Raw genomic sequence first — 19594 nt, forward strand, 5'->3', positions numbered from 1 at the left:
GGGAGAGGTGTCTTGACGACTCACGCTCAAAGCATAGCATTTTTATATTCATCGTTTATGTAAATGGTGGACTGCGCGGGCGGCGCGCCCCTTGAGCAGGCCGGCCCGCCGGATCCGGGTCAGTGCCAGGCCCAGCAGCCGGTCGGCGCGGTCGCTCTCGGCGAGCCGGTCGCGGAAGTGGGACAGCGCCGTGGTGGAAGCCGGGGTCTTCCAGCTCCAGGCCGAGGGCGTTCGAGGCGGTCGTGGATCCACATCGCAGTGGTGCCGTGGGGTTGCGGCCCTCGCCGTATTTCAGAGGGATACCCGCGCTGTTCTGCCAGCGGCAGAACACCGGCCGGACCGGGCTCGACGATCACTACAGTCCAGTCTCATGACGACGATTACGACGCGTACGGTCGAGTACCCGGCCGACGGTTTGACGATGATCGGGCACCTCGCGCTCCCGGCCGGTGTCGACCGCCGGCCCGCGGTGCTGCTCGGACCGGAGGGCATGGGGCTCAGCGACGTCGAGCGCCGCCGGGCCGATGCTCTCGCCGAGCTGGGATATATAGCGCTGGCCTTCGACCTTCATGGCGGGCGCTATTTGGGCGACCCCGAGGAGATGCTGGCCCGTTGCCTGCCGCTGCTCGCTGATCCCGAGCGGATGCGGGGCATCGGCCATGCGGCGCTCGATGTGTTGTGCACCGAACCGCGGACCGACCCCGACCGGATCGCCGCCGTCGGCTATGGCACGGGGGGCGCCGTCGGGCTGGAACTCGGGCGCGGCGGCGTCAGCCTGCGCGCGATCGGGACAGTCAACGCACTGACCACGGGCCGACCGGGCGAGGCGGCGCGCATTCGCTGCCCGGTGTGGGCCGGGGTCGGGTCGGAAGACCCGATCATGCCGCCCGCGCAACGGAACGCGTTCACTGCTGAGATGCAGGCCGCGGGCGTCGACTGGCGCCTCACGGTCTACGGCGGCGCCTTGCACGCCTTCCACCACCCGCCGGTCGGCCACCCCGTGGTCCCCGGCGTCGGCTACCACCCACGGCACGCGCAGCGAGCCTGGCGCGACGTCGTCGACCTGCTCGCCGAGTGCCTGCCCGTGACGGAGGAGCCGGGGCATGACCCAGGCAAGCATGCTGGCCCCGGGCACTGACAGTCCACTCCCCTCCCCTCAAGCCCGCACAGCAGAAACGCATTCGGGCGGTCCTCGATCGCGGAGAAGTATTCACAACTACCGCAGTAGATACCGGATTTACTGCGGCAGTACCGGAAGGGAGGGACGGCGTGACGATCGAGCCGGTGACCGGACTCGAAAGCAGGGGCACACTTCGGTTGCCGCGCGCTCGGGTCTCACCTCTGTCCGCCCCGCCGCGGCTTCTTCGACCACTTCGTCGTCGCCGACTACGACCTGGCTCGCGCCGAGGCCGCCGTCGCGGCCCTCGGCGGTGAGGAGCAGCGCTTCAGCGCCTGCCGCGTCGACGCCTCCGACGAGGCCGCGGTCACGATCCTGCTCACCGAGCGCGGATGCGACGTCCTGATGAACGCCACCGACCCGCGGTTCGTGCTGCCGCTGTTCAACGCCGCGCTGGCGGCGGGCAGCCACTACGTCGACATGGCCATGTCCCTCTCCCGGCCGCACCCCGACCACCCGCACAGCGCTGACGCCGGTCGCGGCGGTCAGCTCGGAGACGATGGTGACCGCCGGAGGGCACAGGGTCACGGGGGTCGGGCCGCGGGTCGGGCCGCGGGTCGGGCCGCTGGTCACAGCCACCGGGGCGGGATGATGCCGTAGTAGCCGCCGAGCAGCTGCCGGTAGTCCGTGTCCTGGAGGTGGACGTCCCGGACGAACGCGGGAGCGTTCTTGATCTGCTCCTTCGTCAGCCCGACCTGGATCTTCTCTTCCTCCACGTCGATACCGGTGACGGTGCCAGCCGGGAGGAGGACCTCCCTGCCGAAGATCCACGGGCCGGTGTCCACGACCAGGTAGGCGGAGCCGGCCTCGTCGGAGTGCTTGTCGACCTTTCCGATGGCGCCGTCCGTCGCCTCCACCTTGAAGCCGGACAGGTCCACATCCGTGAGGCGGCCAACGGTGAGGTGGTAGCCCCAGACGTTCTCTGACATGGGGGAAACAGCTCCCTTGATCGATCCGTGTCCGTCACGGCGCGCCTGCCCCACGCCGTCGCGCCTACACGTCCCGCCCCCGATCCGGTGCGGGACGACCGCTCCGGCGGTGCGGGCTGACGGCGCGTAGGCCCGTCAGGCGCGTTCGATCATGACGACGCCGTACGCGACGAAGGCAGCCGCGGCGAGCACCAGCAGCGCGAGGCGGGCGGCCGAGAGACGCAGTGCGCGGCGCCGGGAGCGGTCGGCTCCGGCCCGGGCGAGCAGGGTCGCCGTCACGGCGAGGGACGAGATCAGCGCGAGGGCGGCCGCGAAGAGGACAAGAGCCCCGCGGGACAGAGGCCCGATGGCCGGAACCCGGTCCTCGACGATCTCGGGCAGCAGCAGGCCGACCCCGCAGAGGCCGAGGGACGCCAGGAGGGTGCCCACGAGATCGAAGGCGAGGACGATCGACCAGCCGACGGACAACCGCCGCACGGGCCGTACCGGTCGCGGCCGCTGCTTGGCTGCCATGTGTTTCTCCGTGGGTCCAGGAGCGGGGGGAGGGATCCGAAAGGCGTTCTGCCGGTTCGAGCCCTTGCGGCGCTGGCCGAAAACGGCCGGCGTGATGCAGAACCTAGCGCCGCCCCCCGGCGCCAAACCGGCATAGAACAGCCCATGCGATATGCGGACCTGAGCAAGAGTTACCGAAAGGTGAGCAAGCCGCTGTGCGGTGCAGGGCGCCGTCCCGCGGCTCCGTGGACATCAGCTCCATCTGCGCGCGGGTGTTGTCCAGCACGTCGGCGGCCACCGCGTGCCGTTCGGCCTCGTAGCTGTCGAGCAGCCCCTGCGGCGCCCAGCCGGCCACCTCGGCGGCCAGTTTCCAGCCGAGGTTGAAGGCGTCCTGGATCCCGAGGTTGAGGCCCTGCCCGCCGGTCGGCGGGTGGATGTGCGCCGCGTCGCCGGCCAGCAGCACTCTGCCTTACCGTGCGCGAGGAACCGCTCCAGCAGCCCCCGCTGGGCCATCACCTCGATAATGCGCCCGTGCAGGCCGAGCGCGCGGACGTACCGGGGCGGCTCCGGCTCCTTCTCCAGCACGAGCGTCCGCACGCCGTGCAGCCGCAACGCGGCGGCCAGCATCAGGCCGGTCGGCCCGCCGCCGACGATCACCACGTCCATCAACAAGATCCCCTATGGTCCACACACCGCATCGCGCCGGACTTCGGCCTCCCACGCCGCGTGGGAGCGAGCCGTGGGCCTGCTTCGAACGCAGATTGTGCAGCCGGGCAGGGGTCTTGCCGCAAGGCCCCCCGCGCGCTATATGTTGAAAGTGGCAAGGAGCGGTTACCTCCTTGCCCTTTCTTTTTTGCCGCCCGGGATCCGGGGCGCGGAGCTACGCTCCGCAGATGGAACGCGCAGAGGTACTCAAGCGGGTCATCGGCATCCTCACTGACGCTCAGGACATCCGCCGGGCCGCCGAGGCCGGGGAGGGCGTCGGGGAAGGCGACCTCCCGGAACCGACGGCCGGAGTGGCCACCCTGCTCCTGAACGAAATGCTGCCGTCGATCCGGGTACCGGCCGACGCGTCCCCGCAGCAGGTCGCCGCTCTCGTGGCGGAGGCACTCGGCCCGGCCCTGCACACGATGGTCTCCGGCTTCAGCCTGGCGTTCACCAGCCTCGCGATGGCGCACGACAGCGGGCGGACGGACATCTCCTCGATCGGGGTCCTCCAGGAGCTCGCCCTGGAAATCGAGGCGGGGACCTACGACGAGGGCTCGTAGAGCCCCGCCGACGGTCCCTGCCCCTGCTCCGTCCCGGTCTACGGCCGGACGCCGTTACTCCGCGTCGTCGTCGCCCGTTCGGGTCGTCTTCCGCTCCTGCAGCCGCCTCAGTTCCTCCGGGGTCTTGCCACTGACCCGCTTGCTGGCCTCCGGGTGGACCGGGTCCGGACCGGGGTGCTCCTGCACCTGCTCCTCACGACCCGTTCCCGGCTTCTGACGCTTGCTCTCCATACCGCTCATGGCTGCCGCTCCCTCGCAGATCTCATGGACAGGGAATCCGGACACCCTCCGCATACCCGCGAACGGCCCGGTCACCCTCCTCGCACCACCATCCTCAATCCCACGAACCCCGGCGGCCACGCCATGCGTCATCCGGCCCAGCAGCGGGAAGGCGCCCCGCATGACGGAAACGATCACCAGCCTGGCCACCCGTTTCGCACGCCGCCGCCGCGAGCCGGTCGCCGTCCAGGCCCTGCGTTCCACCGCCGCGGCCGTCATCAGCTACGTCGTCGCGCTCCGCCTGAGCAGCGAGCCGAACCCGCTGACCGCACCACTGACCGCCCTGCTCGTCGTCCAGGTCACCCTGTACTCCACGCTGACCACCAGCATCCGCCGGGTGAACTCGGTGGTCGTCGGCGTGCTGATCGCGATCGGCTTCAGCGCCCTGGTGGGTCTGACCTGGTGGAGCCTCGGCCTGCTGATCCTCGCCTCCCTCGTCGTGGGCCACCTGGTGCGCGTGGACGAGTTCGTCCCCGAGGTCGCCATCAGCGCCATGCTCGTCCTCGGCGTCACCCAGGTCACCGACACCGCCTGGGACCGGGTCCTGGAGACGATCATCGGGGCGGTGGTCGGGCTGCTCGTCAACCTGCTGCTGGCCCCACCGCTCTGGGTCGGCCCCGCGGGCGCCGCGATCACCGACCTCGCCCAGCGCATGAGCCGGCTGCTCGACCACCTCGGAGAGGATCCCGCCGGCCCGGCCCGGGTCGCACAGGCCGCGGCCCGGCTGCACGAGGCGCGCCGCCTCGACAACGACATCGCCCAGGTCGACGCCGCCCTCCGGCAGGCCGAGGACAGCCTCAGGCTCAATCCGCGGGTCAAGGAGGGGCTGCTCTTCCGGCTGGTGCTGCGCACCGGCCTGGACACCCTGGAGATCTGCGCGGTGGTGCTCCGCGTGGCCTGCCGGACCCTGACCGACCTGGCGAAGGCCCGCCCCGACGGCCCGCTCTTCGACGCGGGCACCGCGGCCGCGCTGCGGCAGGTGCTGCGCCACACTGCCATCGCGGTGGAGAGCTTCGCCCAGCTGATCACCGCGCAGGTCAGCGCCAACGCGGAGGAGGCGGAGGCCCGCCTGACGGGGGAACTCGCCGTCGCCCGGGCCTACCGGGACCGGCTCGCGGACCTGCTACTGGCCTCCGCCCGCGAGGATCCTGCGCACTGGCAACTGCGCGGCGCGCTGCTCACCGAGATCGACCGGGTCCTCGACGAGCTGGGCGTGGACAAGCGCTCCCAGCGGCTCTTGGAGGAACTCGACCAGCACACCCGCAGCCGCCGCAGGAGCTGGAAGCCGTGGAAGCGGCCCCGGCCGGACGGTGAGTGAGGGAAGGTGGGGCCATGGTGCACGTACTGGGCAGCAGGACGCTGCTGCGACCCACGGATCCCGAACGCTCGCGCGCCTTCTACGGCGACACCCTGGGGCTGGCCGTCTACCGCCAGTTCGGCACCGGCCCCGAACGCGGCACGGTCTACTTCCTCGGCGGCGGCTTCCTTGAGGTGTCGGGCCGCGCCGACGAGCCGCCGGCGCCCGGTCTGCGGCTGTGGCTCCAGGTCGCGGACGTCGAGGCGGCGTACGAGGAACTGCGCGGTCGGGGCGCCGAGGTGCGGCGACCTCCCCGACGCGAACCGTGGGGTCTGATCGAGATGTGGATCGCCGACCCCGACGGCGTCCGCATCGCCCTGGTGGAGGTCCCCGCGGACCACCCCCTGCGCTCCCGCCCCTGACCCGCTCAGCGCCGCCGCCGGGTACGGTCCGGGGCGAAAGGGCGAGCTAGCGGGCGCTGCCGAGGTCGCGGTCGGCGTCGGAGCCCTGGAGCATCAGAGTGGTCTCCTCGATGCGGCTGAAGCGGCCGTCGGCGGCGAACTCGCCGAACAGGTAGACCTCCATGCGCACCGTCGAACCGTCCGTCTTCGTGATGTACATGGTGTGCCGGTCGGCGTACGTGCTGCCGTCGTACAGCTCCTCGTGCACCTCGACGCGCCCGGACTCGACGACGCCGCGCAGGTGGGTGATGTGCTCGATGAAGCTTGCCCGGTCGGCCCACTCCCCGTCCGTGCGCTGGCGGTACTCCGGAGCGAAGTGGAGGTCGGCGGCTTCCTCGACGGTGAGGTCGCGCTTGAGGAGCAGGTCGGTGAGGGCGGCGGTGATACCGGTGCGCGTCATGGGACTGCCTTTCGGTACGAGGTGATGACCGGCAGTGCGTGCGCTGCGCACGCTCTTTCGTCACCGTAACACCGATGCGTGCGCAACGCACGCTATTCTTTTTCCGTGGACAACGAGATCGGGCACGAGATCGCGGACGCGCTGGGCATCCTGCTCAGGCGCACGACCCGCACGCACCTGCACCAGCAGCTCACGGACGGCATGGGGGAGGCGGTGGACGAACTGACGTACCCCGTGCTCAGCGCCCTGGCCCGGACCGGCCCCCGCAGTGCGGCCGACCTGGCCCAGGTCGCGGGGCTCGACCGCTCGGGCGTCACCCGCCGGGCCTCCCGGCTGGAGGCCGCCGGCCTCGTCCGCCGCGAGCCGGACCCCGCCGACCGGCGTGCCCACCTCCTCGTCCTGACCGAGGAGGGACAGCTCGCCGTGACCGAGCTCCGCGCGCGGCTGGCCGCCCGCATCACGGCGAGCCTGGCCTCGTGGCCGCCGGGCGAGGCCGAGACGTTCGCCCACCACCTGCGCCGATTCATGGCGGAAGGCCCCTTCGCCTAAGCAGCCCGGAGCGCTCCTCGTCGGGCTGTTCACGCAAGCCCGAGATACCGCGCGCAGGCGTCGCCGCTTCCCGTCGGTCCGATCCTTCAGACCGTCACGGGAACCCCGGCTCCGGCCAGTTCCGCCAACGCCTCCAGCCGCTCCCGGGTCTCGCGGTCCAGCGGTACGTAGGTCACGAGCCGCGGCCCGGTCCTCGGGCCGAGCCACAGGTTGGTGTGCTCCAGGTGCAGCATGCCCACGTGAGCGTTGCGGATGTACTTCGCCTTCGAGACCTGCCCGCCGACCACCTCATGGCGCGCCCACGCCGCCCGGAACTCCGCCGACGCCCCCTCCATCCGGGCCAGCAGCGTCGTCCACGCGGGCTCCGCCAGGTCCGCCGTGGCGATCGGCGTCGCCACGCTCGGCAGCCTCTTCCTCGCCCTGGCCCCGAAGGCGGGCGTGCGCGAGGCGGTGTCGACGACCCTGCTCGTACAGCTCGGCCTCATCGGGCTGACCGTCCTGCTCAGCCTGCGGCTTCCCCGTATGCGGTGAACCGGCGGCGGGTCGTATGAGTACGAAGCACAGGGCGGCTGAGTGGGTACGCCGAGGCGCCGCGCGCGGCCGGTCGATTCACTGGGTCCATGACCGAGACCAACCGCACGCGGGCGCCGGGCCCGCCCGCACGCCGCCGCACGAAGCCGTGCCAGTGGTGCGGGCGTCCCGTACCGCAGCCCTTCCCGGTGGTGCGCAAGCTGCACTGCAACACCCGCCACTGGATCAGGGACGTGCGCGAGAACTTCTGGCGCAGAGTCCGGGAAAACCTCTGAGCCGCCGCACCGGGAGGCTTTTCCGGCCCGGTGCCGCGGCTCAACCTGCGGCTCGATCTGCGGTTCAGCCCGCGGCGAGCAGGGTGAGGGTGTCGATCACGCGGTTCGAGAAGCCCCACTCGTTGTCGTACCAGGCGACCACCTTGACGTGGCGGCCGTCGACGCGCGTGAGCTCCGAGTCGAAGATCGACGAGGCGGGGTTGCCCGTGATGTCGGAGGACACGAGCGGGTCGTCGGAGTACTCGAGCACGCCGGCCAGCGGTCCCTGCGCCGCGGCGCGGTACGCCTCGAGGATCTCCTCGCGCGTCACCTCGCGGGCGACCGTGGTGTTGAGCTCGACGATCGAGCCCACCGGGACCGGCACGCGGATCGAGTCGCCCGACAGCTTGCCCTCGAGCTGGGGCAGCACCAGGCCGATCGCCTTCGCGGCTCCGGTCGAGGTCGGCACGATGTTGACGCCGGCGGCGCGGGCGCGGCGCGGGTCGCGGTGCGGGCCGTCCTGCAGGTTCTGCTCCTGCGTGTAGGCGTGCACCGTGGTCATGAAGCCGTGCTCGATGCCGGCGAGCTCGTCCAGTACGGCGGCCAGCGGGGCCAGCGCGTTGGTCGTGCAGGACGCGTTCGAGACGATCGTGTGCAGCGCCGGGTCGTAGGCGTCGGTGTTGACACCGTAGGCCAGCGTGACATCGGCGCCGTCGGACGGCGCGCTGACCAGTACCTTCCGCGCACCCGCCGTGATGTGGCCACGGGCGGCCTCGGCCGAGGTGAAACGGCCGGTCGCCTCCAGGACGAGGTCGACACCGAGCTCGGCCCACGGCAGCTGCTCCGGCTCGCGCTCGGCGAGCACCGTGATGCGGTGGCCGTCGACGACGAGCACGTTGCCCTCGACGGTCACCGGGCGGCCGAGCCGCCCCGAGGTGGTGTCGTAGGCGAGCAGTCGCGCGAGGGTGGCCGGCTCCGTCAGGTCGTTGACGGCGACGACCTCGAGGTCGGTGTCGCGCTCCAGGAGCGCGCGCAGCACGTTGCGGCCGATGCGGCCGAATCCGTTGATGGCAATGCGAGTCATGAGCGATGTCCCTTTCGTTCGCCATCAGGTTCGCTCCCGCTCCGCGCCTCCGACAGCGGCGAGATCGCCATGGTTCGTAAGGATCTCGCCACAGCCTGTGGGATCGGTCCTTCCCGGGCCGACCAGGGGTTATGCGCCCTGGGTGAAGGTGCGCCGGTACTCCGTCGGCGTGGTGCCCAGGATGCGGTGGAAGTGCAGGCGCAGATTCGCGCCGGTGCCGAGCCCGACATCGTCGGCGATCTGCTCGACACTGCGCTCCGAACGCTCCAGCAGCTCACGGGCTACGTCGATCCGGGCGCGCATGACCCACTGCATCGGCGTGTAGCCGGTGTCCTCGGCGAAGCGGCGCGAGAACGTACGGGGCGAGACGCCCGCGTGCAGGGCAAGCGCCTCCAGGGTGAGGGTCTCGCCGAGCCGGTGCAGCGCCCACTCACGGGTGGCGGCGAACCGCTCCCCGAGCGGCTCCGGCACGCTGCGCGGCACGTACTGCGCCTGGCCGCCGCTGCGGTACGGGGCCGCGACCAGCCGCCGGGCGGCGTGGTTGGAGGCGGCCACACCGAGGTCGCGGCGCAGGATGTGCAGGCAGAGGTCGATGCCCGAGGCGGCGCCGGCCGATGTCAGGACGCTGCCCTCGTCGACGAACAGGACGTTCTCGTCGAGGCGGATGCGCGGATGTTTCGCCTCCAGGGCCCGGGCGTAGTGCCAGTGGGTCGTGGCGCGCTTGCCGTCCAGCAGGCCCGTTGCGGCGAGCGCGAAGGCGCCCGTCGAGATGGCCGCGAGTCGCGCGCCCCGGTCGTGGGCGGCGATCAGCGCGTCGATCACGGCCCGCGGCGGGTCCTCGCGGTCGGGGAACCGGTAGCCGGGGACGAAGACGATGTCGGCCCAGTCGAGCGCGTCCAGCCCGTGCGTGACGTGGTACGAGAGCCCGTCGCCGCCGGTCACGAGACCGGGAGCCGCCCCGCACACCCGCACCTCGTACGGCATGCTCGCGCGGGTCGTGAACACCTGCGCGGGGATACCGACGTCGAGGGGCTTCGCGCCCTCGAGGACGAGGACGGCGACACGGTGGAGGCGGGAGGGCGGCACGGGGTTCAGGGTACGGCGCTGTCGTCACCCGCACCGCCGTCGCCCGCACCGCCGTCGCCCGTGCCGCAGCGGCCCGCCCTGCTGCCGTCCGCCGCCCGGGACCCTCGCGGGTGCGGTCCTGCTGCGAGCCCGCCGGGAGGCACCCCGGCGGGCCGGCGTCACAGCTGCTTGGCGATGAGGTCCAGGTCCCCGCGGGTGAAGCCCGGGCCGTCCGGGCCGTCCGGTGCGAACGACTCGATGACCGCCTGGACGACGGGAGCCGCATCCGTGCCCGCCACATCGGTGAATTGCACGTTGTAGAAGACGAGCCGGCCGTCGACGTCCGCGCTGGAGATCTCCAGGACCTCGTCGAGCCAGTCGGCCGTCTTGGCCACGTTGCCCAGCTCGCGGTCAAGTTCCCGCAGGCAGCTGCGGGCGATGCCCGGCAGCAGCGTCGCGGTGAGAGCGGTGGCGTCGGCGAAGGTGCGCACATCCGGCCAGAAGGTGTTGATGGGCCGGGGCCGGGAGGCTTCCGTGAAGTCGAAGAACGTGAGCGTGTGGCGCACGCAGACGTGGTGCACGTTCTCCTCGGCCGCGGTCAGCGTCAGGGTGACCTGCCGCCCGCTCACCGTGCCCCGGACCGTGGCGTTCGCGGCGGCGTTCGCGGAGTCGGCGTACGCCGCGATCGACGGCGCGTTCACGCGTGCCTGCGCGAAGAGGAGCCGCCCCTGCGCGAGCGTCGGGAACGGCGTCAGCCCCTTGCGGAGGTTCTGCTTGGTCGTGGAGTCGTACACCCACTGCTCGCGCAGCGGCGGGTACAGCACCCGCTCGTCGCGGTCGACCCGTTCGGCGGCGGTGTGCGCGGTCTGCAGGTGCCGCTGCAGGGTGGTCCACAGCGCGGCGTCGTACACGCCGCGGCCGTTGTCCGCCCCGGCGGCGCTGAGCCAGGCGTTCTCCAGGTCCTTGAGCGCCAGGGACACGGCGTCCATCCTGCGCGTGCCCGGGCCGTCCGGCATCGGCTCGGTGTCGGGGTCGAAGTTCATGCCCGGGTCGTTGGCCGGACTCTGCGGGCCCAGGGACACCATCAGCGGCAGGTTCCACAGTAAGCGGTGCGGATTGGGGCTGCCGCCGGGGCCCGCCATCGCCACGGCCTGGGCGACGCCCTCACCGGCCACCGCCCAGCACAGATTCCAGAACCCCTTCGCGGCTGCCTGGATCTGCGTGTTCTTCGAGTTCCAGGCCGGGGTGACCTGTTCGGCGATCGAGCTGAGACGCTCCTTGGCGATCTTGTGGTGGAGTGCGCCGCTCTTCCACTCGGTGGGCAGCGTGTAGGCGGCCTTGCCGTCGTTCAGCGGTTTGACGGCCCACTTGCCCTTGTCCGGTACCTCCCGGGCGGTGCTCGGTGGTGGAGCGGGCCTGCCGGCCACCGGAGACGTCGTCATGGCACTCCCTTCACGGCCCACCGAGCGCGGGCCGCGCTCATCTTCGGCCGCTCGGGGAGCGGCCGTCCACCGGTTCCGGCGCATTGGGAGGGGCGGAAACGGCGGTCGCCGCAAGCGCTGCCGCAAGCGCCCCGTGTGCCTCACCCGACACGCTCGGTGATCATCCGTGAGGCGGCTGCGCAAGGCGGCCGGGGCCCGGAAATCCGCGAGCCGCCCCGGGGCACCGCCCGCTACGATCGGGCCCTCGCGCACCTCACGCGATCACGGCCGTCCCCCGGAGGCACCGATGACGCCGGCCCCCTCGCGGACGCCCGCCCACCCCGAACGACTGGAGCAGGGACACCCGTTCCGCCAGTGGAAGACCTGGCGCATACCCGGCACCGAGCTCACCCTCACCGGGTATTCGCGCGCCAACGACAAGACCATGCTGTGGGCGCACCCGGACAGCCGGCTCCCCGAACAGCACCAGCACGGCTGACGGGGCTGCCGGCGCCCGCTCCGGGGTCGCGGCGGCCGGCCGGTGCCGCCGCGACCCCGTCGGTGAGCGCACCCACGGCAGGTGCGGCCCGCTACCGGTCCTGCGAGAGGCGTACGAGCTCGGCGAAGGAGCCGTCCAGCCGCACCAGTTCCTCGTAGCTGCCCTGCTCCGTGATCCGTCCCGCGTCGAGCACGATGATCCGGTCGGCGAGGCGGCAGTTCTCCATCCGGTGCGTCACGATCACCGTGATCCGGTCGTCGCGCATGTCCCGCAGGCCGGAGAACACCATGTGCTCGCCGCGCGGGTCCATGGCCGACGTCGGCTCGTCCATGACCAGCAGGCCCGGCTTCCGGTGGAACGCCCGCCCGCAGGCCAGGCGCTGCCACTGGCCGCCGGAGGGCTCGTGCCCGCCCCAGACCGAGCGGGCCAGCAGGGTGTCCAGGCCGTTCGGGAACTCCTCGACGGTCGTCCGCATGCCGACCGCGTCCAGGGCGTCCCAGACGGCTTCCTCACCGCGAGGGTCGGGCTGGCCGAGGGTGATGTTCTCCCGCGCGGAGAAGGGCCAGTATCCGTAGGACTGGGTGACGAGGCCGACGTGCTGCCAGGCGGTGCGCTGGTCGGCGTCGGAGGTCGGGACCCCGTCCCAGGAGACGGTGCCGGAGGTCGGAACCGTCAGCGAGGTCAGCAACCGGATCAGTGTGGACTTCCCCGCACCGTTCTCCCCGACGACGGCGATCACCTCGCCCCGGGACAGGGTCAACGAGACCGGCCCGAGCGCGGGCGTGTCCTTGCCCGGGTAGGAGTACGTGGCCTCCTCCAGCCGGATCTTCTCCGGAGCGCCCTCCACCACCTGCGGTCCGCGCGGACCGGACTTCTCGGCGGCCTCGGCGACGAAAGCGGTGTAGTCGCCGAGGTAGAGCGCGTGCTGGAACATCGCCGCCCCGTAGACGACGAGCTGTGACAGGGCCGCCGTCGAGGTCCGCATGGCGACGATCGCCGTGCCGGCCGCGGCGATGGCCATGTATCCGCCCATGACCAGCCCGGCCAGGGCCCCGTAGGTCGCGACGACGAAGACGCCCGAGGCGGAGGCGGCGATCAGGTACACGGTGAGGTAGCGGGGCGCCGAGCTGACCATCCGCGAGTCGATGCGCGCGCAGACCGCCGCGTACCACTGGTGGGCGTGCGGCCGCATGCTGTTGCCGCGCAGCTCGTCGGCGAGCTTCGGGGTGGTCAGGTGCCAGCGCATCATGTGCTTGATGTTGCGGGAGGCGATCGTCTCGTTGTGGAGGCGGTAGTCGAGGCGGGCGGCGTAGACCGAACCGAGGCCCCGGGGGACCACCGACAGCAGGAGCAGGGGCAGCAGCACGGGGTGGACGACGGCGAGGACGGACGCCACCGCGAGCATGTCGATCAGACCGCCGGTGAAGCCGAGGGCGTCCTGCAGCAGCATGGCGGAGCGGGCGGATCCGGTCTCGGCCGCCTCGGAGCGCTCGGTGAAGTCGGGGGCGTCGTAGGCGGCGAGTTCGACGTCCATGTGGGCGTCGACCATGGCGAGATCGGCGAGGGTGGCCATACCGGGATTCAGGCGGCGGGCCGCGCTGCCCGAGGTGATGGAGGCCAGCGCGCCGAGCGCGGTCATCGCGGCGGCGACGACCAGGGGCCCGGCCGCGGCCGAGATCCGCTCCTGGACACCGTCGCCCGCCAGGAGCGGAACCATGGCCCGGGAGATCGCCGCGAGCGCCGCCGCGGTACAGAAACCCCCGAGGATCTGGGCGGTGACCAGTACGTGGAACGCGGTGCGGTTGACGGCGAGGGCGAGCCGCGCCGTCTGCCGGAGGGCTGACGGAACGCGCCGCGCCATCTGCCCGAGCGTCAGCGCCTCCATGGTCTCGTTGTGCTGGCCCCAGGTGTACCTGAACTCGGGAGGGGCGGGTGGTGCGGCGGCGCTCTTGCGCTGCTCGGCCTGCTGCTCGGACATATCGCTTCTCCTTCAACTGGGTTGTCGTGGAGGCCGGTTCGTCCGCTCGCGGCGCATGGTGGGAAAGCCCGGCTCCGCGGTGTGCGGAGGGGCGGCTGCGTGGTCGCGGGAACTGGAGGGAGTGAGTACAGCGCAGGCCGGCGGGCGGAGCAGCCGGATCTGGCCGACCTCGCCGCGCCGGCTCCCCAACGGGGGCCGCTGATCGTGTTCGCGTTCCGCGGGGCTCCCGGGCACAGCGGGAAGGGAGGTTGGCCGGAACCGGCCGGTTCGGGGATCGGCCCCCGGAATTCGATTGCGGGCGAGACCGTGGATGATGGCGGGGTGTTGGTACAGCTGGAAGCAGTGCGGCAGCCCGCGGCGGAACCCACATCCGTGCGGGTGCGTTCGGCGGCGGGAAGCGCCGTGGTCCGCTGGCAGCACGGCGCCGGTCGGGCAGCGGTGGGGGAGCACCACATCGAGTGGACGGTCGACGAGGACATCGCCTGGCCGGGGAACACCTGCGCGGCTGCCGCTTGCACGCCCGAGGTGCGGGAGGACGGCCCCCACATCGTCTTCCGCGGGAGGCTGAGCCTCACCGAGGACGGCGCGGCCTTCTTGGACGTGGCCGGAGCGTCGATCCTGTTCGATCTGGCAGGGTCGCCGCCGGACGGTGCCGATGGCTCGTGGGTGGAGGTCCGTGCCGCACGCGGCCGTGTCAGCGTCTGGCCCCACCGGTACTGAAGGCGATCCGGACGGCCACCGTTCGCGTCAGCGGGGTGAGCCAGATGGCCGGCTCCCACATGCGCCGGGACAACGCGGGGAGGACGCAACGACGCCGCCCCACCCGCCGTGGCATGGTGACACCATGGTCATCCGCGTTCGTCCGGCCACGGACTTCGAAGACGTCCGCGCCGCTGGCCGGGCACCCCCGCGTCCTGATGCGGCTCGACCTGCGCTGACGCCCGTCCTAGGCCTGCTGGGAGACGCGCTGGAGGGCGTTGAGCGCGGTGGCCCACGGGAAGTGGAGCGGGGCGTCGGGGTCGGCGGGGTCCGCGGTGTACCCGGTATCGCCGTCAAGGACTTCGACCCCGGCGGTGCGCAAGGTGTTCAGGGAGATCTCGAACTGGGGGTGCGTGGCCAGGGCGGTGCTGGTGCACGGCATCGCGATGACGGGCTTGCGCGCACCGGTCGCCTCGGCGGCGAGGCCGACGACGAGGTTGTTGGTCAGCCCGAGGGCCCATGAGTTGACGGTGTTGAAGGTGGCGGGCGCGAAGAGGACGGCGTCGGCGGCGGGCCACACGTCGGGCTGTCCGGGGAACTTGTACTGCCACCGGACCGGGTGGCCCGTGAGGGCGGCGAGTCCGTCGAGGCTGTCGGACAGCCAGTGTGCGGCGGTGGGGGTGAGGCCGAGGCACACGTCCCAGCCACGGGTCTGGGCGTCCTCGATGACGTGGGCGATGTCGAAGACGGGCGGGGCGGCGGAACAGAGCAGGTGGAGAGTCCTCGTGGTCATGCCGCCATATGATCACATTGTTTGACCATGATCGGGTTTTCGGGAACGGTCGGCTTCCCCCTCGGCCTTCGCAACGGAGCCAACCGGAGGGGAGGCCGACCGGCACCGGCGCCGACGCGGGTCCGGACGCGCGGACCACTTCCGCGTTCCGCGCACCGGCTTCGGCGGGCTCAGTCCACGAGCGCGGCCGCCTCTCGGCGAGCCTGGTGCAGCCAGCCCGCGCGTTCCCCGCCGGAGGAACCGGTGACCGTCGCAAGACGGTGCGTCGCACGTCGATGATCCCGGCGTACGGGAGGACGCACGCCGCCCCGATGCGCTGCAGCGGGTCGCCGAACTCCGTCTCTTCGCGATCGAGCGGAGCATCGGAGGTGTTCAGGACGAGCGCCCGGGACGCCTTCAGGAGCGGTTCCGGCTCCCCGTCCGCGGTACCGAGTTTGTACGCGCCGCCCGGCGCGGGGACGCGCTGCACCCAGCCCGCGAGGACGGCGGGCGGCATGCCCCACCGGTTCGGGTGGACGAACACCAGCGCGTCGAGCGTGGCCACCTTCCTCTGGTGCAGCGCCACCTGCGCCTCGGGGACCCGCGGCGCCGACCGGACCGTACCGGTCTCCTCGGCTTACAGCGGCGGCGGGAACCCCTCGGCGCAGAGGTCGTGCGCCACGACCCGGCAACCCCGGCCGCGCAACTCCTCCACCACGGCATCGAACACGGCGTGGTTGAAGCTCCCCGGCCGCGGGTGTGCGAGGTGGACACGATCCGTATGTCCGTCCCCCCTCTGCTTCGTTTCACTCGGTCACCGTCATGATCGGGTTCAGCCGCTGCTCGCCGGGCTCCGGGTACCGGCTGCCGGGGCCGCTTCAACGGAACTCGTGGACCACCTGGATCTCGCCGACGATGTGGGCGTTGAAGTCATCGAGCTCCTCGGCCGGAACCCAGAGCTCCAGGATCGTCCGACCGCCGGCCTGCTGGACGGGATACCGGCTCAGGAACTCCGACTCGACGTCGAAGCGGGTGACGAAGCCGACACCGCTGTGCTTCACGTTCCAGTCCCGGGCGATCCTGATCGCGTAGTCCTCGTTGAGCACCGGGTAGAAGATCGGCTGCTCGGGCAGCCGGGGCGGCCAGGCACGCCACTCCAGCTCGCGGACCAGCTCCAGCTCCTCGGGGCCGGTGGGGCGCCAGAGGGTCGTGGTTGCTTTCCGGCTGGTCATCTGCGTCACTCTCTGCACGTGACCCGCAGCTGCGGCGGGCCGACTCGGGTCGGTGGACCGGACGGACGATACCGACACCGCGACGCGGCGCCTACGGAGTTTCCGCCCCCCCCCGACCGGTCCCGTGAGCGGCGCCCACCGGGTTGCGGCGGCCGGATGGCCTGCCCATGCCGCGGACAGACGCTGTCCTGTCCCGCCCGGCGGACGCCGAATGCCCTGCCCTGCGAGCCTGGCCGACCGCCGACGGGCCAGGAGCGGCTCGACGTGTTCGACGTCGAGACCGACCGTGTCGTGCTCTTGGCCGAGCCCGACACCGGGCCCACCGACGGATGGCCGGGGCCAGGGATGAAGGCCCCCGACTCCGTCCGGGGGCCGGGTCGGTCGGGGCTGATCACGTCATCGCACTCGGCGGGCACGGCCGTCTCGGACCTGTCCGCCACGGCGGCCTTCCGTACGAAATCTCCCCGTCGACAGGTCCGCCGCACAGATCGCGGACGTCGTCACCTCACCCCGTCCTGCGGCCATGACCCAGCCCCCGCGGCGATCAGGCAGCCGGCGACCAGTCCGCCGATCGTCCTGACTTCGTGTGCATCAGCCCCACAGCTTGCGGTAGTTGGCCTCGTCGACGTCCTGAGAAGGTGAACAGCCGGTGCGCGCAACGATCTTGATGTGCGAGCCCGGGTACTGCCACTTCGTGACGGCCCAGGTGAACGCGTCTTCGTAGCCGGTCCTGTCGGTCCACCGGATCTCGCCGTCGTCCACGGAACTGTCCGCGGGGGTCTCCGTCGCGTCCGGTCCCGACTTCGCGATGTACGGGGCGGGGTGCACGGCCGCGTGCGCCGGAGAGGGCGCGAGCAGCAGTACGGCTGCGGCCGAGGTGAGGCCTGGCGAGGAGGTTGTTCATCCCATCCACGGTAGGACACACCGAGCGGCGGGGCCGATCGTTTCAGCACCGGGGCCCGGAAGGAAGATCCTCCCGCGGGGTGACTAGGGTCGTGGACATGACCATGGTGAATGAACAGTTCAGTGACGCGTTCCTCCTGGAGGCGGAACGGCACGCGGCCTGGGGCGCCGCACAACTGGAAGTCCTGACCGACTTCCTGCCGGAAGGTCCCTGGACGGCCGATCTTCCGTCCTGCCTGTACCGGCAGGGCGGCCTGGAGCTACGGATCGCCGTGCTCGGCACCTACGACATCAACGAGCGGTCCTGGATGTGGGGCTGGGCCAACCCGGGGCTGCGCGACACCGAGGTGGTGGCGCTGACCGGAGCCGTCGAGCGCTACGGACGGGCCCACGGGATCGCCGAGTTCACCGAGGAGGTCGTGGACCTGTCCGGTTTCGCCGATCCCCGGAGGGCGGCGGAGACACTGGCCTTCGCGGGCATGGGCGTGGCCGAGGCCCCCGGGTACCTGGGCCTTCCGGCGGGGCCGGACACGCAGGTGTACTTCCTGCCGGACGACCCGCAGGTCCCGCGGGCGGCGCTGGACACGGTCGCGCTGCCGAGGGAACTGGTCACCGGCGCGGGCCTGATCGGCCGCTCGGCCCGCAGGGTCGTCACGGGCTACCTGGAGTACCACGCACTGCTCTGGCGGGAGGACGGCGACCGGATCCTCACCGACCTCCCGGGCGGTGGGGGCGCGGAAGTCGCCTTCGACGCCGCGGACCGCATCGCCGGCGTCCGCCTGACCATGACCTGAGCCGGTCCCCGGCCACCACCGGCCACGGGCGGGGCGGCCGGCGGTGGCGGGGAGTTCAACCCAGCGGGGCCGAGGCCCGGCCGAGTAAGGCCTTCGACCTGGCGGCAGCTCGGCCTGGCCCGCGGGGGCCGCCAAGCTCAGGTCAGCTCAGTTCAGCGCGAGCCGGGCGACGCGTTGGTCGCCGCTGAGTTCGCCGGTGGGGAGGAAGCCGAGGCCGAGGTAGAACGGCTCGGGGCTGTGCGCACCGGTGTGCCAGCTGACGTACGCGTGGTCGGTGCCTCGGGCGCGGATCTCCTCGGTCACGGCGCGCACGGCGAAGCGGCCGTACCCCTTGCCCTGGTGGCGGGCGTCGATGTTGAGCCGCCAGAGCCCGCTGCGCCGGTGGTCGGGGTCGACGGCCGGGTCCCACACGAAGTCGTGGAAGGCCATCGCGAATCCGACGACCTCGTCGCCGTCGACGATGGCACGGGGCCAGGCGGCGGTGGTGTGCACGTACGCCTCGGCGAGTGACTTCACCACGGGGGAGACCAAGTGGGCCTGTTCGGGGCGTACCTGTATCGCGCAGACCGCGTCGAAGTTGTAGGCGGTGACGGGCTCCAGGCGCAGGGAGTGTGGTGCGGAGGTGTTCAGGGCTGACATGGCTTCAGCGTATCCCCGGTCGGTCGGCCGACCGGTACTCGGATCCGCTGGCCGACGGCGGTACCTCGACGACGAAGAACAGGAAGGTGGGCGTGGTCGAGAGGGCAGGGAACGCGTCGGGGAACAGCTCACGGGCGGCCGGGTCGGGAAGCGGCTCACCGATGGCGGTCAGGCGGAAACCGGCGGTGGTGAAGGCATCGGTCATCGCGTGCAGCGGCTTGCGCCAGAACCTCATGGGCACGGACCGCCCGCCCACCGTCCAGTCGAAGGTATAGCTGGTGGTCGCGAAGTAGTCGGGCCGAGGATCGTGGAACGTGTAGGCCACGACGGGGTGGTCCACCGATGCGATCAGCCGCCCGCCGGGCTTCAGCACACGATGGAACTCGGCCAGCGCCGGCCCCCAGTCCTCCAGATAGTGCAGCACCAGCGATGCGACCACGTCGTCGAACTCCGCGTCGGCGAACGGCAGCCGGTCGTTCAGGTCGGCCAGGCGCAGGTCCGCCTCGTCACCGAGCCGCCGCCTTGCCAACGCCAGCATCCCGGCGCTCGCGTCGATGCCGGTGACGGCCGCACCGCGATCGCGCAGTGAGGTGGACAAGGGGCCCGAGCCGCAGCCGGCGTCCAGGATCCGGCGGCCGGCCACGTCTGCGGCGAGGGCCAACATCGCGGGCCGCTCGTAGTGGGCGTTCACGAGGCTGTTCTCGTTCTCCGCCGCGTACGCGTCGGCGATGCCGTCGTAGTCATTCACCCGGGCCTGGTCGAGGGGCACAGAGACGGTCGCGGGTATATCGGTTGCTCGGTCCATCGTCGCAGCCTAATAGCGAGGTCGGGACGGCCCGGGTGGCGTCCGTCGGCGCGTGAAAACCGGGTG

At 71.6% G+C, this 19594-nt stretch carries 24 protein-coding genes and 4 pseudogenes; 11 read left to right on the forward strand and 17 right to left on the reverse strand.

The features are described from left to right. Positions 1-48: 48 nt before the first annotated feature. Positions 49-252, reverse strand: coding sequence for a hypothetical protein (locus ACIQZO_RS31010; protein ID WP_403632414.1), 204 nt, complete (start codon positions 250-252; stop codon positions 49-51). Positions 253-370: 118 nt separating this feature from the next. Here ACIQZO_RS31010 and ACIQZO_RS31015 point away from each other — a divergent pair, with 118 nt between their 5' ends. Further along, a complete protein-coding gene (locus ACIQZO_RS31015) occupies positions 371-1138 on the forward strand; it encodes a dienelactone hydrolase family protein (RefSeq protein ID WP_403632417.1) in 768 nt (255 codons plus the stop codon). Positions 1139-1351: 213 nt separating this feature from the next. Further along, positions 1352-1699, forward strand: a pseudogene (locus tag ACIQZO_RS31020) (saccharopine dehydrogenase NADP-binding domain-containing protein); the annotation flags it as partial. A gap of 47 nt (positions 1700-1746) precedes the next feature. Here ACIQZO_RS31020 and ACIQZO_RS31025 read toward each other — a convergent pair. From ACIQZO_RS31025 to ACIQZO_RS31035, 3 genes and pseudogenes are all read right to left on the reverse strand, one after another. Beyond that, a complete protein-coding gene (locus ACIQZO_RS31025; protein ID WP_403632419.1) occupies positions 1747-2106 on the reverse strand; it encodes a PRC-barrel domain containing protein in 360 nt (119 codons plus the stop codon). Between the two features lie 135 nt (positions 2107-2241). After that, the gene (locus tag ACIQZO_RS31030; RefSeq protein ID WP_403632422.1) at positions 2242-2619 is read right to left on the reverse strand and encodes a hypothetical protein; all 378 of its coding nucleotides are present in this window, start codon (positions 2617-2619) and stop codon (positions 2242-2244) included. Positions 2620-2815: 196 nt separating this feature from the next. After that, positions 2816-3267, reverse strand: a pseudogene (locus ACIQZO_RS31035) (FAD-dependent monooxygenase); the annotation flags it as partial. A gap of 224 nt (positions 3268-3491) precedes the next feature. Between ACIQZO_RS31035 and ACIQZO_RS31040 the strand changes: the two are divergent. Further along, on the forward strand, positions 3492-3866 hold the full coding sequence (locus ACIQZO_RS31040; protein WP_403632425.1) for a hypothetical protein: 375 nt from the start codon (positions 3492-3494) through the stop codon (positions 3864-3866). Between the two features lie 54 nt (positions 3867-3920). Here the strand turns inward: ACIQZO_RS31040 and ACIQZO_RS31045 are convergent, their stop codons facing one another. Next, entirely contained in the window at positions 3921-4106 is a 186-nt protein-coding gene (locus ACIQZO_RS31045; protein ID WP_403632428.1) for a hypothetical protein, read from the reverse strand. Positions 4107-4266: 160 nt separating this feature from the next. Here ACIQZO_RS31045 and ACIQZO_RS31050 point away from each other — a divergent pair, with 160 nt between their 5' ends. Next, a complete protein-coding gene (locus ACIQZO_RS31050) occupies positions 4267-5463 on the forward strand; it encodes an aromatic acid exporter family protein (protein WP_403632431.1) in 1197 nt (398 codons plus the stop codon). A gap of 14 nt (positions 5464-5477) precedes the next feature. Continuing rightward, positions 5478-5864: a VOC family protein gene (locus ACIQZO_RS31055; protein WP_403632434.1), complete on the forward strand. Its 387-nt coding sequence runs from the start codon at positions 5478-5480 to the stop codon at positions 5862-5864. Positions 5865-5910: 46 nt separating this feature from the next. Here the strand turns inward: ACIQZO_RS31055 and ACIQZO_RS31060 are convergent, their stop codons facing one another. After that, positions 5911-6303, reverse strand: coding sequence for a nuclear transport factor 2 family protein (locus ACIQZO_RS31060; RefSeq protein WP_403632437.1), 393 nt, complete (start codon positions 6301-6303; stop codon positions 5911-5913). Positions 6304-6408: 105 nt separating this feature from the next. Here ACIQZO_RS31060 and ACIQZO_RS31065 point away from each other — a divergent pair, with 105 nt between their 5' ends. After that, complete coding sequence (locus ACIQZO_RS31065; RefSeq protein WP_403632440.1) at positions 6409-6852, forward strand: MarR family winged helix-turn-helix transcriptional regulator; 444 nt, start codon at positions 6409-6411, stop codon at positions 6850-6852. Between the two features lie 86 nt (positions 6853-6938). Here ACIQZO_RS31065 and ACIQZO_RS31070 read toward each other — a convergent pair. After that, a pseudogene (locus ACIQZO_RS31070) lies at positions 6939-7223 on the reverse strand (XRE family transcriptional regulator); the annotation flags it as partial. Positions 7224-7230: 7 nt separating this feature from the next. Here ACIQZO_RS31070 and ACIQZO_RS31075 point away from each other — a divergent pair. Both ACIQZO_RS31075 and ACIQZO_RS31080 read left to right on the forward strand, forming a co-directional pair. Then, the gene (locus tag ACIQZO_RS31075) at positions 7231-7383 is read left to right on the forward strand and encodes a hypothetical protein (protein ID WP_403632443.1); all 153 of its coding nucleotides are present in this window, start codon (positions 7231-7233) and stop codon (positions 7381-7383) included. Positions 7384-7472: 89 nt separating this feature from the next. Next, positions 7473-7658, forward strand: a complete 186-nt coding sequence (locus ACIQZO_RS31080) for a hypothetical protein (RefSeq protein WP_403632446.1) — start codon at positions 7473-7475, stop codon at positions 7656-7658. A gap of 64 nt (positions 7659-7722) precedes the next feature. On the opposite strand, the gene gap is transcribed toward ACIQZO_RS31080, so the two are convergent. The 3 genes from gap to ACIQZO_RS31095 form a co-directional block, all read right to left on the reverse strand. Further along, positions 7723-8721, reverse strand: coding sequence for a type I glyceraldehyde-3-phosphate dehydrogenase (gap, locus tag ACIQZO_RS31085; protein ID WP_403632449.1), 999 nt, complete (start codon positions 8719-8721; stop codon positions 7723-7725). A 129-nt stretch (positions 8722-8850) separates the two neighbouring features. Next, a complete protein-coding gene (locus tag ACIQZO_RS31090; protein WP_403632451.1) occupies positions 8851-9807 on the reverse strand; it encodes a GlxA family transcriptional regulator in 957 nt (318 codons plus the stop codon). Positions 9808-9965: 158 nt separating this feature from the next. Further along, the gene (locus ACIQZO_RS31095) at positions 9966-11228 is read right to left on the reverse strand and encodes a hypothetical protein (protein WP_403632454.1); all 1263 of its coding nucleotides are present in this window, start codon (positions 11226-11228) and stop codon (positions 9966-9968) included. Positions 11229-11514: 286 nt separating this feature from the next. On the opposite strand from ACIQZO_RS31095, the gene ACIQZO_RS31100 reads away from it, so the two are divergent. Further along, on the forward strand, positions 11515-11706 hold the full coding sequence (locus tag ACIQZO_RS31100) for a hypothetical protein (RefSeq protein WP_403632456.1): 192 nt from the start codon (positions 11515-11517) through the stop codon (positions 11704-11706). 91 nt (positions 11707-11797) lie between these two features. On the opposite strand, the gene ACIQZO_RS31105 is transcribed toward ACIQZO_RS31100, so the two are convergent. Further along, on the reverse strand, positions 11798-13684 hold the full coding sequence (locus tag ACIQZO_RS31105; protein WP_403632459.1) for an ATP-binding cassette domain-containing protein: 1887 nt from the start codon (positions 13682-13684) through the stop codon (positions 11798-11800). A 321-nt stretch (positions 13685-14005) separates the two neighbouring features. Here ACIQZO_RS31105 and ACIQZO_RS31110 point away from each other — a divergent pair, with 321 nt between their 5' ends. Further along, a complete protein-coding gene (locus ACIQZO_RS31110) occupies positions 14006-14404 on the forward strand; it encodes a hypothetical protein (RefSeq protein WP_403632462.1) in 399 nt (132 codons plus the stop codon). 226 nt (positions 14405-14630) lie between these two features. Here ACIQZO_RS31110 and ACIQZO_RS31115 read toward each other — a convergent pair whose 3' ends face one another. From ACIQZO_RS31115 to ACIQZO_RS31130, 4 genes and pseudogenes are all read right to left on the reverse strand, one after another. Continuing rightward, positions 14631-15176, reverse strand: a complete 546-nt coding sequence (locus ACIQZO_RS31115; RefSeq protein WP_403632465.1) for a flavoprotein — start codon at positions 15174-15176, stop codon at positions 14631-14633. Positions 15177-15576: 400 nt separating this feature from the next. Beyond that, positions 15577-15741, reverse strand: a pseudogene (locus ACIQZO_RS31120) (flavodoxin family protein); the annotation flags it as partial. Between the two features lie 292 nt (positions 15742-16033). Next, positions 16034-16387, reverse strand: coding sequence for a hypothetical protein (locus ACIQZO_RS31125; protein WP_403632468.1), 354 nt, complete (start codon positions 16385-16387; stop codon positions 16034-16036). Positions 16388-16978: 591 nt separating this feature from the next. Further along, on the reverse strand, positions 16979-17215 hold the full coding sequence (locus ACIQZO_RS31130; RefSeq protein WP_403632471.1) for a hypothetical protein: 237 nt from the start codon (positions 17213-17215) through the stop codon (positions 16979-16981). A gap of 173 nt (positions 17216-17388) precedes the next feature. Between ACIQZO_RS31130 and ACIQZO_RS31135 the strand changes: the two genes are divergently transcribed. Beyond that, complete coding sequence (locus tag ACIQZO_RS31135; RefSeq protein WP_403632473.1) at positions 17389-18084, forward strand: DUF6882 domain-containing protein; 696 nt, start codon at positions 17389-17391, stop codon at positions 18082-18084. A 147-nt stretch (positions 18085-18231) separates the two neighbouring features. Here the strand turns inward: ACIQZO_RS31135 and ACIQZO_RS31140 are convergent, their stop codons facing one another. Beyond that, complete coding sequence (locus tag ACIQZO_RS31140) at positions 18232-18723, reverse strand: GNAT family N-acetyltransferase (protein ID WP_403632475.1); 492 nt, start codon at positions 18721-18723, stop codon at positions 18232-18234. A 4-nt stretch (positions 18724-18727) separates the two neighbouring features. Then, on the reverse strand, positions 18728-19528 hold the full coding sequence (locus ACIQZO_RS31145) for a class I SAM-dependent methyltransferase (protein WP_403632478.1): 801 nt from the start codon (positions 19526-19528) through the stop codon (positions 18728-18730). Positions 19529-19594: the final 66 nt, after the last annotated feature.

It is taken from the genome of Streptomyces sp. NPDC097617 (assembly GCF_044761485.1).
In the GTDB taxonomy this organism is placed as follows: Bacteria; Actinomycetota; Actinomycetes; order Streptomycetales; family Streptomycetaceae; genus Streptomyces.

Bases quoted from the DNA above. Each gene is read 5' to 3' on its own strand.
- ACIQZO_RS31135 (WP_403632473.1), top strand. From the start codon at position 17,389: ATGACCATGGTGAATGAACAGTTCAGTGACGCGTTCCTCCTGGAGGCG.
- ACIQZO_RS31145 (WP_403632478.1), bottom strand. From the start codon at position 19,528: ATGGACCGAGCAACCGATATACCCGCGACCGTCTCTGTGCCCCTCGAC.
- ACIQZO_RS31115 (WP_403632465.1), bottom strand. From the start codon at position 15,176: ATGACCACGAGGACTCTCCACCTGCTCTGTTCCGCCGCCCCGCCCGTC.
- ACIQZO_RS31095 (WP_403632454.1), bottom strand. From the start codon at position 11,228: ATGACGACGTCTCCGGTGGCCGGCAGGCCCGCTCCACCACCGAGCACC.
- ACIQZO_RS31040 (WP_403632425.1), top strand. From the start codon at position 3,492: ATGGAACGCGCAGAGGTACTCAAGCGGGTCATCGGCATCCTCACTGAC.
- ACIQZO_RS31100 (WP_403632456.1), top strand. From the start codon at position 11,515: ATGACGCCGGCCCCCTCGCGGACGCCCGCCCACCCCGAACGACTGGAG.
- ACIQZO_RS31140 (WP_403632475.1), bottom strand. From the start codon at position 18,723: ATGTCAGCCCTGAACACCTCCGCACCACACTCCCTGCGCCTGGAGCCC.
- ACIQZO_RS31050 (WP_403632431.1), top strand. From the start codon at position 4,267: ATGACGGAAACGATCACCAGCCTGGCCACCCGTTTCGCACGCCGCCGC.
- ACIQZO_RS31125 (WP_403632468.1), bottom strand. From the start codon at position 16,387: ATGACCAGCCGGAAAGCAACCACGACCCTCTGGCGCCCCACCGGCCCC.
- ACIQZO_RS31080 (WP_403632446.1), top strand. From the start codon at position 7,473: ATGACCGAGACCAACCGCACGCGGGCGCCGGGCCCGCCCGCACGCCGC.
- ACIQZO_RS31055 (WP_403632434.1), top strand. From the start codon at position 5,478: ATGGTGCACGTACTGGGCAGCAGGACGCTGCTGCGACCCACGGATCCC.
- ACIQZO_RS31045 (WP_403632428.1), bottom strand. From the start codon at position 4,106: ATGAGCGGTATGGAGAGCAAGCGTCAGAAGCCGGGAACGGGTCGTGAG.
- ACIQZO_RS31105 (WP_403632459.1), bottom strand. From the start codon at position 13,684: ATGTCCGAGCAGCAGGCCGAGCAGCGCAAGAGCGCCGCCGCACCACCC.
- gap (WP_403632449.1), bottom strand. From the start codon at position 8,721: ATGACTCGCATTGCCATCAACGGATTCGGCCGCATCGGCCGCAACGTG.
- ACIQZO_RS31060 (WP_403632437.1), bottom strand. From the start codon at position 6,303: ATGACGCGCACCGGTATCACCGCCGCCCTCACCGACCTGCTCCTCAAG.
- ACIQZO_RS31015 (WP_403632417.1), top strand. From the start codon at position 371: ATGACGACGATTACGACGCGTACGGTCGAGTACCCGGCCGACGGTTTG.
- ACIQZO_RS31025 (WP_403632419.1), bottom strand. From the start codon at position 2,106: ATGTCAGAGAACGTCTGGGGCTACCACCTCACCGTTGGCCGCCTCACG.
- ACIQZO_RS31030 (WP_403632422.1), bottom strand. From the start codon at position 2,619: ATGGCAGCCAAGCAGCGGCCGCGACCGGTACGGCCCGTGCGGCGGTTG.